Below are 14,947 nucleotides of genomic sequence, written 5' to 3' on the forward strand. Positions count from 1 at the left end.
GTCACATGCAGCGGGCCGTCAGTGCGATTCGGCCGGGCCTGCGATCGGCGGCAGCGGACGGGCGTCGCCGCCCTTGTCGTTGCCACCGTCCTTGTTCGACTTGTTCCAGCCGGCCGGCGGCGGCGGATCGCGGCCCTCCATGATGGCGTCGATCTGCGGCGCGTCGATGGTCTCGTACTGCAGCAGCAGCTGGGACATCGCGTGCAGCTTGTCCAGGTTGGCCGTCATCAGCTCGGTGGTGCGTGCGTATGCCTCGTCGAGGATGTTGCGCACTTCCTCGTCGATGCGGCGCGCGGTGTCGTTGGACACGCTCTTGTGCTGGGTGACCGAACGGCCCAGGAACACCTCGTCGTCCTCTTCGCCGTAGGCGATCGGGCCGAGCTGGTCGGACAGGCCCCACTTGGTGACCATGTTGCGGGCCATCTTGGTGGCGCGTTCAATGTCATTGGAGGCACCGGTGGTGACCTTGTCGGCACCGAAGATCAGCTCCTCGGCCACACGACCACCGTACAGCGAGCACAGCTGCGACTTGATCGCCACGCGGTTCATCGAGTACTTGTCGCCTTCCGGCAGGTACATGGTCACACCCAGCGCACGGCCGCGCGGAATGATGGTGACCTTGTAGACCGGGTCATGCTCGGGCACCAGGCGGCCGACGATGGCGTGACCAGCTTCGTGGTAAGCGGTGAGCGTTTTCTCTTCTTCGCTCATGGCCATCGAGCGGCGCTCGGCACCCATCAGGATCTTGTCGCGGGCACGGTCGAAGTGGTCCATGCGGACTTCCTTCTCGTTGCCACGCGCAGCGAACAGGGCGGCCTCGTTGCAGAGGTTGGCCAGATCCGCACCGGAGAAGCCGGGGGTACCACGCGCGATGACCATCGGCTCGACATCGTCGGCCAGCGGCAGCTTGCGCATGTGGACCTTCAGGATGTGCTCGCGGCCCTTCACGTCCGGCAGGCCGACCACCACCTGGCGGTCGAAACGGCCCGGACGCAGCAGCGCCGGGTCCAGCACGTCAGGACGGTTGGTCGCGGCGATCACAATCACGCCTTCGCCGCCTTCAAAACCGTCCATCTCGACCAGCAGCTGGTTCAGGGTCTGCTCGCGCTCGTCGTGACCGCCGCCCAGGCCGGCGCCACGGTGGCGACCGACGGCGTCGATTTCGTCGATGAAGATGATGCACGGCGCGTGCTTCTTGGCCTGCTCGAACATGTCACGCACGCGGCTGGCGCCGACGCCGACGAACATTTCAACGAAGTCCGAACCGGAGATCGAGAAGAACGGCACCTTGGCTTCGCCGGCGATGGCCTTGGCCAGCAGCGTCTTGCCGGTACCCGGCGGGCCCACCATCAGCACGCCGCGCGGAATCTTGCCGCCCAGCTTGGTGAACTTGGACGGGTCGCGCAGGAAGTCGACCAGTTCACCCACTTCTTCCTTGGCCTCGTCGCAGCCGGCGACGTCGGCGAAGGTGACCTTGATCTGGTCTTCGCCCTGCAGCTTGGCGCGCGACTTGCCGAAGGACATCGCGCCCTTGGCACCGCCGCCACCGCCCTGCATCTGGCGCATGATGAACAACCAGAAGCCGATGATCAGGATGACCGGCAGGAAATTCATCAGGATCGCGCCGAGGGAAATGCCGCTGGACGGCTCCTCCTGCACGATCTCCACGTTCTTGGTGCGCAGCACGTTGATCAGGTCACGATCGAACGGCGCGGTGATGGTGGACGACTGCCCACCGCGGGTGGTGTAGGTCAGCTGGCTGGTGCCGCCGCGCATGTCGCCGCCGAAGGCGACCTTCTGCACGTTGCCGCTGTCCACCTGGTCCAGGAACTGCGAATACGACGCGCCCTGCGCCCCGGCCCCGGAGGACTTGGGCGAGAAGCTCTGGAAGACCACCATCAGCACGACGGCGACGACCACCCATAGCAGGAGGTTCTTGGTCAAGTCGTTCATCCTCATTGGCTCCGGTGTTCCTCTCAGTGCTGGCGTTGCGTTGGGGTCGAACTTGCGTACGTTGCGAGCTTACTTCATGTGGGCGCGTTTTCCCTGACCCAAGGCATACACCTCGGGAGAGCGCTTGCGCGACGCTTCCGGCTTGCGGATGGAGACCTTGTCGTACCGGCGGCGCATGTCGCGCACGTAGTCATCAAAGCCTTCACCCTGGAACAGCTTGATCAGGAACGCCCCACCGGTCTTCAGGTGGTTGTCGGCAAAATCCAGGGCCAGCTCCGCCAGGTGCATCATCCGCGGCTGGTCAACCGCGCCCACACCACTCTTATTGGGGGCCATGTCCGACAGCACAAGGTCTACCGGCTGATCCCCGAGCATGGCTTCAAACTGCGATAGGACGGCTTCTTCCCTGAAGTCACCATGAAGGAACTCCACGCCGGCCAGCGGCGGCATGTCCAGGATGTCCAAGGCGAGCACACGGCCGGTGTCGCCGATCTGTCTCCGCACCTGCTGAGACCAGCCGCCCGGGGCCGCACCGAGGTCGACCACCACCATGTGCGGCTTCAGCAACCGGTCACGTTCAAGCAGCTCTTCGAGCTTGTAGGCGGCGCGCGAGCGCATGCCTTCGGCCTGGGCCTTCTTCACGAAGGGGTCGGAGAAGTGTTCCTTGAGCCAGCGCTGGCTGCTTTTGCTGCGGGTAGCCATTGAAAATAGGGGCTGATGGGGTCCTCATGATACCCTGATCGCCCCATTCAACCGTCTTTTCCTGCATGTCCATCGCCCTGACCGCCTCCCAGACCCGTTTCCTGCGCGGCCAAGCCCACGACCTGAAGGCCCTGCTGCAGACCGGCGGCAAGGGCGTGACCCCGGCCTTCATTGCTGAGCTGAACGAAGTGCTGGAGCGCCACGAGCTGGTCAAGGTGAAAGTCGCTGCCGAGGATCGCGACGCCCGTGACGTGATGATCGGCGAGATCGTCGAGGCCACCGAGAGCGCGCTGGTGCAGCGCATCGGCCACGTCGCCGTGCTGTACCGCCCGAGCAAGGAACAGCGCCAGATCGTGCTTCCGCGCGGCTGATCGCCCGACTGCCATGCAGCTGAACCACGAACCGCCGGATTACGCCTACAGCCTGCGCGCCGCCGATGGCCGCTCGGCCAGGGTCAACGAGCTGGTGCTGGGCAGCAGCTTCTTCCTGACTCCGGACCAGCTGGTCGAGCGCTGGCCGGTGAAGCAGGCCGCCGAACTGCAGCTGGCCGACCTGGAGCCGATCCTGGCGCTGAACCCGGCACTGATCGTGCTTGGCACCGGTGACCGCCAGGTGTTCCCGCCGGCGGTGGTGATGGCAGCCTGCCTGTCGCGCGGGATCGGCCTGGAAGTGATGAACAATCCGGCCGCCGCGCGCACCTTCAACATCCTTGCAGGCGAAGGCCGCAAGGTCGCCGCCGCCTTCATTCTCGAAGGCTGACGTGGTGCCGCCGGGCATGGCCCGGAGCTACCCTGGATCACACTCGACTCTGTAGCGCCCGAGCCCACGCTCGGGCGGCGCCGCATCGCAGCGAAGAGCAGCCGAGCATGGCTCGGCTCTACATGTGGCGCTGCCCGTCTCTGCCTGCGTCAGCGCGCCGGCAGATACTGCTGCGGGTCGACCGGCTTGCCGTTGTAGCGGATCTCGAAGTGGACCATGTCGCGGTTCGCACCGGTACGGCCCATTTCGGCGATCTGCTCGCCGGCCTTCACGCTCTGGCCTTCGTTCACCAGGCGCTTGCGGTTGTGGCCATAGGCCGACAGCCACTGGTCACTGTGCTTGATGATGATCAGCTCGCCATAACCGACCAGGCCGGCACCGGAGTACACCACCACGCCATTGGCGGTGGCCTTCACCGCCTGGCCGCTGGTACCGGCGATGTCCACGCCCTGCTTGGTTGCGTCACCGGCCACGTAGCGCCCGACGATCGCGCCATCTGCCGGCCAGCGCCAGGCGATGTTGCTCTTCACCGGGCCCACCGGGGCGGTGGTCGGCGCGGTGCTGCCCGTGCTGCCACCGCCGGAACGCGACGGCGTCACCACCGTGGTCGGCGCGCGGCCACCGCTGGCACCGGCCGGATACAGCCGGATCACCTGGCCCGGATGAATGGTCGACGGGTTGTCCAGGCTGTTCCAGGCGATCAGGTCGGCCGGGGTGATGTCGTGGATGCGGGCCAGCGCATAGATGGTATCGCCCTTGCGCACGACCACCGTCTGCCCGGGCTTGGGCACCGAAGTCTTCGGCGTGGTCACGCCACCACCGGTGCTGCCGCCGCCCGGACGGACCACGGTGGCGGTGCCGCAGGCGGCCAGGGTGGAAACCAGCAACGCAAGCGCGCCGATGCGCACTCCCTTGCTCAGACGATCAGGACTCATGCGAACTTCGACCTCCATACAAGCCAGGCGATCAGCACCACCACCAACGCGGTGGCGATCCAGCCCAGCGGTTCAATCCAGCGACGCAGTGCCGCTTCAGCACGCGCACCACCGATACGGATGACCGCAGCCAGCACGAACACGCGCTTGCCACGACCGATCAGCATGCTCAACAGGTACTGCGGCATCGGTACACCGACGATACCCGATGCCCACGTGAAGACCTTCATCGGGATGGGCATGAAGCCGCCCAGCACCAGGAAGGTGAACACCGCCCAGGGCGACTCGGCCATCTTCGCCTGCACGGTGGTGATGCCCTGCTCGATGGCCGGCAGCATGCCCAGCGCCTCGAACAGCGGCTTGATCGCCTCGAAGGCGTAATGACCCAGTGCATAGCCGACCAGCGCGCCGACCATCGAGCCGGCCAGGCTGAGCGTGGCGAACCACCAGCCGCGCTTTGGCTGGGCCACGCACATCGGCGCCAGCATTACTTCCGGCATCACCGGGAAGATGATCGCCTCGAAGAAGCTCAACACCGTCAGGTAGGTCGGCGCGCGTTCGTGCGCCGCCCACTTCATCGCCCGCTCGTACAGCGGCCCGAAAATCTTCATGCAACCCTGCTCCGTGGATTAGTCGAGCATGCCGGACAGCAGCGGCACGAAGGTGACCGGCGCCAGCACGCGTTGTTCGATGCTGCCGTCAGCCTTGCGGTCCAGCTGCACCAGCGACTGCCCGCCCGGCCCACCGACCGGCGCCACCAGGCGGCCGCCCTCGGCCAGCTGCCCGACCAGTTCATCGACCAGTGCGGGCGCTGCAGCGGTGACCACGATGGCATCGAACGGGCCATGCTCGGCCCAGCCGGCGCGGCCGTCGTCATGCTTGGTGCGGATGTTCATGCCCAGCGCACGGAAGCGCTTGCGCGCCTGCCGCAGCAGGTCGCCGATGCGCTCGACGGTGTAGATTTCCAGGCCCAGCGCGCCGAGCACGGCGGCCTGGTAGCCGGAACCGGTACCGACTTCCAGCACTTTCTTCGGCGAGACTTGCAGCACGGCTTCGGTCATGCGCGCCACCACCCACGGCTGGGAAATGGTCTGGCCGTGGCCGATCGGCAGGGCGGTGTCTTCGTAGGCGCGTGACGCAAGCGCTTCGTCGATGAACAGATGACGTGGCACCACCCGGATCGCATTCAAGGTCGACTCGTCGACGATGCCGGCCTCGCGCAGGCGATCGACCAGGCGGTCACGCACGCGCTGCGAGGTCATGCCGATACCAACGGCTTCCGGTTGCAGGCGAAGGCGTGGACTCATGCCGGCTGGTCCAGCGCGGCGCTGAGGCCGCCGACCCAGCTGGCCACCTTCTCCAGGGCCTGGTAGCGGGTCAGGTCGACCTGGATGGGGGTGATCGAGATGTGGCCGGTGCGTACCGCGTGGAAATCGGTACCAAGGCCGGAGTCCTGCTCACGACCGGCCGGGCCGATCCAGTAGACCTCGTTGCCGCGCGGGTCCTTCTGCGCGATGCAGCCTTCGGCGCGATGGCGGTTGCCCAGGCGCGTGACCTCGAAGCCCTTGACCTCGTTCCACGGCAGGTCCGGCACGTTGACGTTGAGGATGGTGTCGGCGGGCAGCGGATCGGCCTTGAGCCGGGCAACGATCTCGACCGCGGCGCGCGCTGCGGTCTCGAAATGCTTCGGGTCGTGATTGCGGCTGACCAGTGAAACAGCAACCGCCGGCAAGCCGAGGAAACGACCTTCCATCGCCGCCGAGACGGTGCCGGAATAGATCACGTCATCGCCGAGGTTGGCAGCATTGTTGATGCCGGACACGACAATGTCGGGCTCGAATTCAAGCAGGCCGGTCAGCGCCAGGTGCACGCAGTCGGTGGGCGTACCTGCCACCGAGACGGTGTAATGGTCGATGCGCTTGAGGCGGATCGGCAGGTCCAGGGTCAGCGAGTTGCTGGCACCGGAGCGATCGCGGTCGGGTGCGACCACCGTGACTTCGTGTCCAGCCTCGCGCAGCACCGAGGCCAGCATCCGGATGCCTGCGGCGTCGACACCGTCGTCGTTACTCACCAGGATTCGCATCTTCGATTTAACCGCTTGATTTTCCAAGAATTCGATTCCGTCACCGTGCAGTGTGGGCGGGACCGTCGTGCTCCCTGCGGAAGCCGTCGACCCTGCAAGGGCATCATCTATTGTGCCGCATGCGAGCCGCCGGTCCTACCCTGCCGGCGGTCACGACCGACATTGAACCGTCATAGGCAGACCTGCGCCGGCGGTTTACCCTGTGCGCATGTCGCACCCTGAAGACGAAGATCCGGCCGCATTGTTCCGTGCGGCCATCGGCGAAGTGACGCCGCTGCGCAAGGATGCCGAGCCGGCCCCCGCCGCGCCCCGGCCGAAGCCGCGCGCGCGCATGGCCGAACGCGACGAGGCCGAAGCGGCCGGCGAGTTCGCTCGGCTGCTGCGCGACAGCTCCCCGCTGGAAGCCGGCGACGTGGCCAGCTATCGCCGCGACAACCTGCCGCCGCGCCTGTTCCAGCGCCTGAAGCGTGGCCAGTATTCGGTGCAGGACGAACTGGACCTGCATGGTGCCACTGCCGCGCAGGCACAGACGCTGCTGCGCCAGTTCCTGCTGGAGGCGCATGCACACGAGTACGGCTGCGTGCGCATCATCCATGGCAAGGGATTGCAGTCCGATGGTGGCGCGCCGGTGCTGAAGAACCTGGTCGATCGCCTGCTGCGGCTGCGCAACGACGTGCTGGCCTTCCATTCGGCGCCGACCGGACAAGGCGGCACCGGCGCGGTGCTGGTGCTGCTGGCGCGACGATGAAAAAAGGGGACGCCATGCATCCAGGTAGAGTCGACTGTCAGTCGACTGCTCTTCCAGCGGCACGCGAATACCCCGCGCTGCGCGCGCAAGTCGACTAACAGTCGACTCTACCGCGCGCCCTGCTCAGGCCGAACCGAGTTCGTGCAGCACAGCGGTGTAGAGTCGACCGTCAGTCGACTGCTCTTCCAGCGGCACGCGAAAACCGCGCACTCTGCTCAGACCAGACCGAGCTCGTGCAGCACAGCGGTGTAGAGTCGACTGTCAGTCGACTGCTCTTCCAGCGGCGCGCGAAAACCGCGCGCCCTGGTCAGGCCTGCGAAGCGTCTTCGACGGGGCCGAGCTCGTGCAGCACGGCCGTCGCGTAGCAGCCGGGCGGCAATGCGAACGACAGCTCCAGCACGTCATCGGCCAGCCACTGGTGCTGCAGCAGCGCCGGGCGCAGGCGCAGCGCGCGGCGCTCCTGCTTCAGGCGCGCGTCTTCCAGGCCGGCCCGCAGCGCCTTCGATTCCTCGTCGTCCAGCGCGGCCAGCTCCAGCTCGCGTGCCGCATCGGTGCTGCGCAGCTCGCCTTCGCCCCACAGCGGCGCGCTGGGATGGATGTCGAAACGCGCCAGGCGCTCGGCCAGCACGTCGGTGTACGGCTCGGGGCCGAACACGCTGCGGCTGCCATCGAGCATCCACACTTCGCCGTCCAGCGGCTGATCCCAGCTGCCCTGCTCCACGCGTGCGGCCAGCACGCGGTTGAACAGCGCCGAACGCGCGGCCGAGAGCAGCAGCGAACGCTGATCCTTGCGCATGCGGCGGCCACCGAACATCGCCAGTGCCGCCGGCACGTTGCCGCCGTCGCGGCCAAAGCGCTGTTCGCCGAACCAGTTCGGCAGGCCGCGTCCGGCAATCTGCTGCAGGCGTTCGCTGATCGCTGCGGCATCGCCCTGCACTTCACGCAGCACCAGCTTGAAGCGATTGCCAGCCAGTGCGCCACGCTGCAGTTTGCGGTTGTGCCAGGTGGACTCGATCACTTCGATCTCGTGACCGGCCAACTCGGCCAGGTCCGGCGCAACGCGCTTGGGCAGGTGCACGCTGAAACGCTGGGTAGTGACCGCGTGGCGATCCTTCATGCCCGCGTAGCTCACCGCCATTTCCGGCAGGCCAGCCCACTTGGCCAGCAACTTGGCCACATGCACGGTGTTGGCACCACGCTTGCGGATGTGCAGCAACAGGTGCTCGCCTTCGCCGGTGGCCTCGAAGGCAGGTAGCTCATCGACCTGGAAATCTTCCGGCGTGGTGCGGATGCGCGCCGTCAACAACGGCGCACCGAACGCGAGCGGCAGCGGGATCATGCCGCCACCAGCAACACGACCGCCTGTGCGGCAATGCCTTCACCGCGCCCGGTGAAACCCAGCTTCTCCGACGTGGTTGCCTTCACGCTGACCGTATCCAGCGGCAACTGCAGCAGCTCGCCGATGCGCTCACGCATGGCCAGGGCATGCGGGCCGACCTTGGGCCGCTCGCAGATCACGGTGATGTCGGTGTTGCCGACACGCCAGCCGCGCTCGCGCAGCAGGCTGTCGCAATGGCGGACGAAATCGCTGCTGTCGGCGCCCTTCCAGCGGTCGTCACTGGGCGGGAAATGCTGGCCGATGTCACCCAGCGCCAGCGCACCGAGCATCGCATCGCACAAGGCGTGCAGGATCACGTCGCCGTCGCTGTGCGCAAGCACGCCACAGCTGTGTGGAACGTTCACGCCGCCAAGCATGATGTGATCGCCTTCGCCGAAGGCATGGACGTCATAGCCCTGGCCGATGCGGACGGGCGGGAACGGTGCGGTGCTCATGGATGCAACCCTTGCAGCAGGGCCGCGCGGGCAATCAGCTGGCGCGGCGGGAAAGTACGAATTCGAACCGGTCCAGATCGGCCGGGGTGGTGACCTTGAAGTTGTCCTCGCTGCCTTCCACCAGCAGCGGGCGCTGGCCCTGGCGCTCCATGGCCATCGCCTCGTCGGTGACGTCGACACCGGCGGCCGCGGCTTCGGACAACGCGCGGCTGAGTTGATGGCGACGGAACAACTGCGGGGTCAGCGCGCGCCACAGGCGCTCGCGCGGCTCGGTGCCATCGATGCCGCCGTCGTCACCCGCACGCTTGAGCGTGTCGCGCACCGGGGCAGCCAGGATCGCGCCGACCGGGTCGGCACGGCCGACCTCAAGCAGGCGGCCGAGATCGGCCGGCGACAGGTTCGGCCGCGCGGCATCGTGGACCAGTACGAACTCATCCGCGCGCACCGTTTCCGGCAGCGCCTGCAGGCCTGCCAGCACCGAAGCGGCGCGGGTCGCGCCACCAATGCAGGTCAACACCGGCTTGCCCACCCATTCGTTCCAGCCGGGCCAGTCGGCATCGTCCTGGCCGATCACCACCATCGCCCCGGCCACGGCCGGGTGCGCCAGCAGGGCGTCCAGGGTATGGGCAAGCAGGATCTGCCCACCTGCCTGCAGGTACTGCTTGGGCAACGGCGCGCCGAAGCGGGTGCCACGGCCGGCAGCCGGAACCACGACCCAGATCGCCGCACTCATGGCACGTCCGCCGGGTGTTCGCTGACCTGCGCACTGACACCTGCCGCAGGTTGCGGCGGTTGGACCGGCGCATCCTCGACCACGCGGTAGAACTTTTCGCCAGGCTTGATCATGCCCAGCTCGCTGCGCGCGCGTTCCTCGATGGCGGACTGGCCTTCCTTGAGGTCCTTCACTTCCGCAGCCAGCGCATCATTGCGCTGCTGCAGGCCCTCATTGTCCCGCTCCTGGTTGGCGACCTGGGCTTCGAGCATCATCACTTCGCCCGAATTGCCCGGACCGAACCAGAAGCGGTACTGCAGCCAGCCCAGCAGCAGGGCCAGCACCAGCAGCATCCAGCGCCAGTCGCGCATGGGTTCAGCGCTTCAGCGAAACGAACGCGTCACGACCGGCGTAACGCGCGCCAGCACCGAGGGCTTCCTCGATGCGCAGCAGCTGGTTGTACTTGGCCACGCGATCGCTGCGGCACAGCGAGCCGGTCTTGATCTGGGTGGCGGTGGTGGCCACGGCGATGTCGGCGATGGTGGTGTCTTCGGTTTCGCCCGAACGGTGCGAGACCACGGCAGCATAGCCGGCGCTGTCGGCCATGGCGATCGCTTCCAGGGTTTCGCTCAGGGTGCCGATCTGGTTGACCTTGATCAGGATCGCGTTGGCGGTGCCCGAGTCGATGCCTTCCTGGAAGATCTTCGGGTTGGTCACGAACAGGTCGTCACCGACCAGCTGCACCTTCTTGCCGATGCGGTCGGTCAGCAGCTTCCAGCCGCCCCAGTCGTTCTCGGCCAGACCGTCTTCGATCGTGATGATCGGGTACTGCGCGGCCCAGTCGGCGAGGAAGTCGACGAACTGCTCGGAGGTCAGGCGCTTGTTCTCGCCGACCAGGTTGTACTTGCCGTTCTCGAAGAACTCGCTGGACGCCACGTCCAGGCCCAGCAGCACGTCTTCACCCGCGGTGTAGCCGGCCTTGCCGATCGCTTCGAGGATGGTGTCCAGCGCTTCGACGTTGCTGCGGAAGTCCGGCGCGAAGCCGCCTTCGTCGCCGACCGCCGTGCTCAGGCCGTGGCCCTTCAGCACCGACTTCAGCGAATGGAAGATTTCGGTACCGGCGCGCAGCGCTTCGGAGAACGAGGTGAAGCCGACCGGCAGCACCATGAACTCCTGGAAGTCGACGTTGTTGTCGGCATGCGCACCGCCGTTGATGATGTTCATCATCGGCACCGGCAGCGACGGGGTCACGCCGGTCTTGGCGGCCAGGTACTGCCACAGTGCCTGCTTGCTCGATGCGGCGGCGGCATGCGCGGCGGCCATCGAAACACCCAGCAGTGCGTTGGCGCCCAGGCGGCCCTTGTTCTCGGTGCCGTCGAGGTCGATCAGGCGACGGTCGAGGCCGGCCTGGTCGGTGGCCTCGAAGCCCTTCAGCGCGGCGGCAATGGTGGTGTTGACGTTGTCGACGGCCTTGCGCACGCCCTTGCCCAGGTAACGGGTCTTGTCGCCGTCACGCAGCTCGACCGCTTCCTTGGTGCCGGTCGAGGCGCCGGAGGGAACCGCGGCACGACCGAACGAACCGTCCTCCAGGATGACTTCGGCTTCCAGCGTGGGGTTGCCACGGCTGTCGAGGATTTCACGGGCGTGGATGCTGCGGATCGTACTCATGGTCGGGCCGGTTACCTGTCTGGAGAGGGGGCGACAAAACGAATGCCGCGTGATTATCCCCGGCTGCCCGCCACTTGCCAAATGGCGCAGGCCGCTTCAGCCCCAGCTGGACCCGATCACGATCAGGACCATCGATACCAGCATCACCAGCAATGCACCGGCAATCGCCGCCAGGATGGGGCCACGCTGCCGACGCCAGGCCAGCACCATCGCCACCGGGCAGCCCAGGAAGGACAGCACCATCGTGACCAACGCGCCCAGCATCCACCATTGCGTGGCCTGCACGCCGTTGTTTCCGTCCCCCGGCGGCCGGAAGCCGGCCGTGAAGGCCAGCACGCCCACCACAAGGGCCATCCAGGTCAACAAGGCCAAGCCCAGAGCGATCAGCCCCCAGGGCCAGCCGCGCGCCGACGTGGTCGTATTCATCAAAGCACTCCGTAGAACAGGGCGCCGAACCACAGCGACAGCAGGATGATCGCCAGGCCGGCGGCCACCTTGCCACGGTTCAGGCGCCAGGCCAGTACGGCCGCAGCGGCGCAGCCCATGGCCGCTACCAACTCTGCGACCATCAGCCCGATGAAGTACGCGCGCAGATTGAGCGCGCTGCCACCATCACCCGGCGGCCGCACGGACGCTGCGCCGATCAGCACCAGGCCGAACATGCCGACGGTGAACAGCACGGCAAGGCCCAGTGCAATCAGGCCCCAGGGCCACTGCTTCCAGTGCCGGCGGCGGCGCTGGGCTTCCAGCGCCAGCCACGGGTCGCGACTCACGCGAAGCGCGAGAAGCCGTGCTTCTTGGTCACCGCATCGAGTTCCATCAGGGTCTCGAGCAGCGCTTCCATCTGGTCCAGCGGCCACGCATTGGGGCCATCGGACAGTGCCTTGGACGGATCCGGATGGGTCTCGGCGAACAGGCCGGAGATGCCCACCGCCACGGCGGCACGGGCCAGCACCGGCACGTGCTCGCGCTGGCCGCCGGAACTGGTGCCCTGCCCGCCCGGCAGCTGCACCGAATGGGTGGCGTCGAACACCACCGGGCAACCGGTATCGCGCATCACCGCCAACGAACGCATGTCGCTGACCAGGTTGTTGTAGCCAAAGCTGGCACCCCGCTCGCAGACCATGATCTGCTCATTACCGGTGGCCTTGGCCTTCTCAACGACCGGCTTCATGTCCCACGGCGCCAGGAACTGGCCCTTCTTGATGTTGACCGGCTTGCCGGCCGAGCACACCTTGCGGATGAAGTCGGTCTGGCGGACCAGGAACGCGGGGGTCTGCAGCACATCTACCACCGAGGCCACTTCGTCCATCGGGGTGTATTCGTGGACGTCGGTCAGCACCGGCACGCCGATCTGCTTCTTGACCTCGGCCAGGACCTTCAGGCCCTCTTCCATGCCCGGGCCGCGGAAGGCGGTGCCCGAGGTGCGGTTGGCCTTGTCGAAGCTGGACTTGAAGATGAAGTTGACGCCGAGCTTGTCGGTGACCTCCTTCAGCTTGCCGGCGGTATCGAGCTGCAGCTGCATCGACTCGATCACGCAGGGGCCAGCGATCAGGAACAGGGGCTGGTCCAGCCCGACCTCGAATCCACACAGTTTCATGGCGTTTCCTTGTTGTCCGCAGCACCGGACGGGCCGGTGCGCTGGGGGTTGAAGCATGCAGGATGGGGGCCGAAGCCCCCATTCACAAGTCAGGCACGCGCTTCGGAAAGCAGCTTGCCACCGGCCTTGCGCTCGCGCGCGGCACGGATGAAACCGATGAACAGCGGGTGGCCGTCACGCGGCGTGGACAGGAATTCCGGGTGCGCCTGGCAGGCCAGGAACCACGGGTGCGCATCGCGCGGCAGCTCGACCACTTCCACCAGGGTGTCATCCATCGACTTGCCGGCGATCACCAGGCCGGCATCTTCCAGCTGGGTGCGGTAGCGGTTGTTGAACTCGTAGCGGTGCCGATGACGCTCGGCGACCACGTCCTTGCCGTACAGCTCGCGGGCCAGCGTGCCCGGCTTCAGGCGCTGTTCCTGCAGGCCCAGGCGCATGGTGCCGCCAAGGTCGCTCTTGTCGTCGCGCTTCTCGACATCGCCGGTGGCGGTGCGCCACTCGGTGATCAGGCCGATCACAGGGTTCGGCGACTGGCGATCGTTCTCGGTGCTGTTGGCGCCTTCCAGGCCGACCACGTTGCGGGCGTAGTCCACCACCGCCGCCTGCATGCCGTAGCAGATGCCGAAGTACGGCACCTGCTGCTCGCGGGCGAACTTCGAGGTCAGCACCTTGCCTTCAAAGCCGCGGTCACCGAAGCCACCGGGCACCAGGATGCCGTCGACATCGGCCAGTGCGGCCATGTCGGTGCCTTCCAGATCCTGCGCTTCCAGCCACTTCAGGTTGACCTTGGTGCGCTGGCGCAGGCCGCCGTGCTTGAGGGCTTCGCCGACCGACTTGTAGGCGTCCTGGTGGTCGACGTACTTGCCGACCACGGCGATGGTCACTTCGTCCAGCGGGTGCAGGGTCGCATCGACCGCGTCTTCCCACATCGACAGGTCGACCGGACCGGCCTTGTCAGCCAGCTTCAGCTGGTTGACCACGATCTCGTCCAGGCCCTGCGCATGCAGGCCCGACGGAATGCGGTACAGCACGTCCACGTCCGGCACGCTGATGACGGCACGCTCGGAAACGTTGGTGAACTGGGCGATCTTGCGTCGCTCAGAATCCGGCACCGCCTGCTCGGAGCGGCACAGCAGCACGTCCGGCTGGATGCCGATCGAGCGCAGCTCCTTCACCGAATGCTGGGTCGGCTTGGTCTTCAGCTCACCGGCGGCGCCAATGTACGGCACCAGGGTGAGGTGCATGAACAGCGCCTTCTCCGGGCCACGCTCGGTGCGCACCTGGCGGATCGCTTCCAGGAACGGCAGCGACTCGATGTCGCCGACAGTACCGCCGATCTCGACCAGGGCCACGTCGTAGCCTTCGGTGGCTTCATCGATGCAGCGGCGGATCTCGTCGGTGATGTGCGGAATGACCTGCACGGTCGCGCCCAGATAATCGCCGCGGCGTTCCTTCCGGATCACGTTCTCGTAGATGCGGCCGGTGGTGACCGAGTTCTTGCGGCTCAGGCGAGTGCGCACGAAGCGCTCGTAGTGGCCTAGGTCGAGGTCGGTCTCGGCACCGTCGTCGGTGACGTAGACCTCACCGTGCTGGAACGGGCTCATGGTACCCGGGTCGACGTTGATGTACGGGTCGAGCTTCATCATCGTGACCTTCAGGCCACGGGCTTCGAGAATGGCGGCCAGTGACGCAGCGGCAATGCCTTTGCCGAGCGAGGACACCACGCCGCCGGTTACGAAAATCAAGGGAGTCATGGCTGCAAGCATCCTGTCTGGAAATGGAAAACGGCAGCACCACGCGCACCCGGAGGGCGGGCATGGAGCTTGAAGGGGGTTTTCCGGTTCGCTGGGGCAGCGAGGGAGGTGCTGGGCCGAGCGGCGGCAGGTGCCGGACGGGGACCACCCTGCGAGGTCGGGGCGGCCGTGCCGGTCATATCGACCGTCACCTGCGACCC

General features: G+C 66.6%; 18 protein-coding genes. 3 read left to right on the forward strand and 15 right to left on the reverse strand.

Features of this window, described 5'->3' with window-relative positions; all coding sequences use genetic code 11:
- Positions 1–18: 18 nt before the first annotated feature.
- Both ftsH and rlmE read right to left on the reverse strand, forming a co-directional pair.
- Positions 19–1,953 (reverse strand): ATP-dependent zinc metalloprotease FtsH, encoded by a 1,935-nt coding sequence (gene ftsH, locus ACZK0Z_RS14690; protein WP_010485966.1) that lies wholly within the window; start codon positions 1,951–1,953, stop codon positions 19–21.
- Between the two features lie 69 nt (positions 1,954–2,022).
- A complete protein-coding gene (gene rlmE, locus ACZK0Z_RS14695) occupies positions 2,023–2,655 on the reverse strand; it encodes a 23S rRNA (uridine(2552)-2'-O)-methyltransferase RlmE (RefSeq protein ID WP_005409014.1) in 633 nt (210 codons plus the stop codon).
- A 65-nt stretch (positions 2,656–2,720) separates the two neighbouring features.
- On the opposite strand from rlmE, the gene yhbY reads away from it, so the two are divergent.
- Positions 2,721–3,026: a ribosome assembly RNA-binding protein YhbY gene (yhbY, locus tag ACZK0Z_RS14700; RefSeq protein ID WP_004152868.1), complete on the forward strand. Its 306-nt coding sequence runs from the start codon at positions 2,721–2,723 to the stop codon at positions 3,024–3,026.
- A 13-nt stretch (positions 3,027–3,039) separates the two neighbouring features.
- Positions 3,040–3,414, forward strand: a complete 375-nt coding sequence (locus ACZK0Z_RS14705; RefSeq protein WP_106548949.1) for an Mth938-like domain-containing protein — start codon at positions 3,040–3,042, stop codon at positions 3,412–3,414.
- A gap of 149 nt (positions 3,415–3,563) precedes the next feature.
- On the opposite strand, the gene ACZK0Z_RS14710 is transcribed toward ACZK0Z_RS14705, so the two are convergent.
- Genes ACZK0Z_RS14710 through surE form a run of 4 tightly spaced genes read right to left on the reverse strand, consistent with a single transcriptional unit; the run spans position 3,564 to position 6,432 of the window.
- The gene (locus ACZK0Z_RS14710) at positions 3,564–4,349 is read right to left on the reverse strand and encodes a peptidoglycan DD-metalloendopeptidase family protein (RefSeq protein WP_197632711.1); all 786 of its coding nucleotides are present in this window, start codon (positions 4,347–4,349) and stop codon (positions 3,564–3,566) included.
- Complete coding sequence (locus tag ACZK0Z_RS14715; RefSeq protein WP_014036746.1) at positions 4,346–4,960, reverse strand: YqaA family protein; 615 nt, start codon at positions 4,958–4,960, stop codon at positions 4,346–4,348. The genes ACZK0Z_RS14710 and ACZK0Z_RS14715 overlap by 4 nt, the downstream gene beginning before the upstream one ends.
- Positions 4,961–4,978: 18 nt before the next feature.
- Positions 4,979–5,656 (reverse strand): protein-L-isoaspartate(D-aspartate) O-methyltransferase, encoded by a 678-nt coding sequence (locus ACZK0Z_RS14720; RefSeq protein WP_049429575.1) that lies wholly within the window; start codon positions 5,654–5,656, stop codon positions 4,979–4,981.
- Positions 5,653–6,432: a 5'/3'-nucleotidase SurE gene (gene surE, locus ACZK0Z_RS14725; protein WP_197632712.1), complete on the reverse strand. Its 780-nt coding sequence runs from the start codon at positions 6,430–6,432 to the stop codon at positions 5,653–5,655. Before surE ends, ACZK0Z_RS14720 begins: the two co-directional genes overlap by 4 nt.
- A gap of 208 nt (positions 6,433–6,640) precedes the next feature.
- Here surE and ACZK0Z_RS14730 point away from each other — a divergent pair, with 208 nt between their 5' ends.
- Positions 6,641–7,180 (forward strand): Smr/MutS family protein, encoded by a 540-nt coding sequence (locus ACZK0Z_RS14730; protein WP_049429576.1) that lies wholly within the window; start codon positions 6,641–6,643, stop codon positions 7,178–7,180.
- 307 nt (positions 7,181–7,487) lie between these two features.
- Here the strand turns inward: ACZK0Z_RS14730 and truD are convergent, their stop codons facing one another.
- The 9 genes from truD to ACZK0Z_RS14775 all read right to left on the reverse strand — a co-directional run bounded on the left by truD (position 7,488) and on the right by ACZK0Z_RS14775 (position 14,747).
- Complete coding sequence (gene truD / locus ACZK0Z_RS14735; protein WP_197632713.1) at positions 7,488–8,519, reverse strand: tRNA pseudouridine(13) synthase TruD; 1,032 nt, start codon at positions 8,517–8,519, stop codon at positions 7,488–7,490.
- Positions 8,516–9,013, reverse strand: a complete 498-nt coding sequence (gene ispF / locus ACZK0Z_RS14740; protein ID WP_111203487.1) for a 2-C-methyl-D-erythritol 2,4-cyclodiphosphate synthase — start codon at positions 9,011–9,013, stop codon at positions 8,516–8,518. Before ispF ends, truD begins: the two co-directional genes overlap by 4 nt.
- 34 nt (positions 9,014–9,047) lie before the next feature.
- Entirely contained in the window at positions 9,048–9,746 is a 699-nt protein-coding gene (ispD, locus tag ACZK0Z_RS14745; protein ID WP_049429579.1) for a 2-C-methyl-D-erythritol 4-phosphate cytidylyltransferase, read from the reverse strand.
- Positions 9,743–10,096, reverse strand: a complete 354-nt coding sequence (gene ftsB, locus ACZK0Z_RS14750) for a cell division protein FtsB (protein WP_197632714.1) — start codon at positions 10,094–10,096, stop codon at positions 9,743–9,745. The genes ispD and ftsB overlap by 4 nt, the downstream gene beginning before the upstream one ends.
- A 4-nt stretch (positions 10,097–10,100) precedes the next feature.
- Positions 10,101–11,393: a phosphopyruvate hydratase gene (eno, locus tag ACZK0Z_RS14755; protein ID WP_197632715.1), complete on the reverse strand. Its 1,293-nt coding sequence runs from the start codon at positions 11,391–11,393 to the stop codon at positions 10,101–10,103.
- A gap of 96 nt (positions 11,394–11,489) precedes the next feature.
- On the reverse strand, positions 11,490–11,819 hold the full coding sequence (locus ACZK0Z_RS14760) for a hypothetical protein (protein WP_197620673.1): 330 nt from the start codon (positions 11,817–11,819) through the stop codon (positions 11,490–11,492).
- A complete protein-coding gene (locus ACZK0Z_RS14765; RefSeq protein ID WP_049429548.1) occupies positions 11,819–12,166 on the reverse strand; it encodes a hypothetical protein in 348 nt (115 codons plus the stop codon). Before ACZK0Z_RS14765 ends, ACZK0Z_RS14760 begins: the two co-directional genes overlap by 1 nt.
- The gene (gene kdsA, locus ACZK0Z_RS14770; RefSeq protein ID WP_014036736.1) at positions 12,163–12,993 is read right to left on the reverse strand and encodes a 3-deoxy-8-phosphooctulonate synthase; all 831 of its coding nucleotides are present in this window, start codon (positions 12,991–12,993) and stop codon (positions 12,163–12,165) included. The genes ACZK0Z_RS14765 and kdsA overlap by 4 nt, the downstream gene beginning before the upstream one ends.
- 89 nt (positions 12,994–13,082) lie before the next feature.
- The gene (locus ACZK0Z_RS14775) at positions 13,083–14,747 is read right to left on the reverse strand and encodes a CTP synthase (protein ID WP_005408998.1); all 1,665 of its coding nucleotides are present in this window, start codon (positions 14,745–14,747) and stop codon (positions 13,083–13,085) included.
- Positions 14,748–14,947: the final 200 nt, after the last annotated feature.

The organism is Stenotrophomonas sp. 116085_Sma (genome assembly GCF_056479585.1).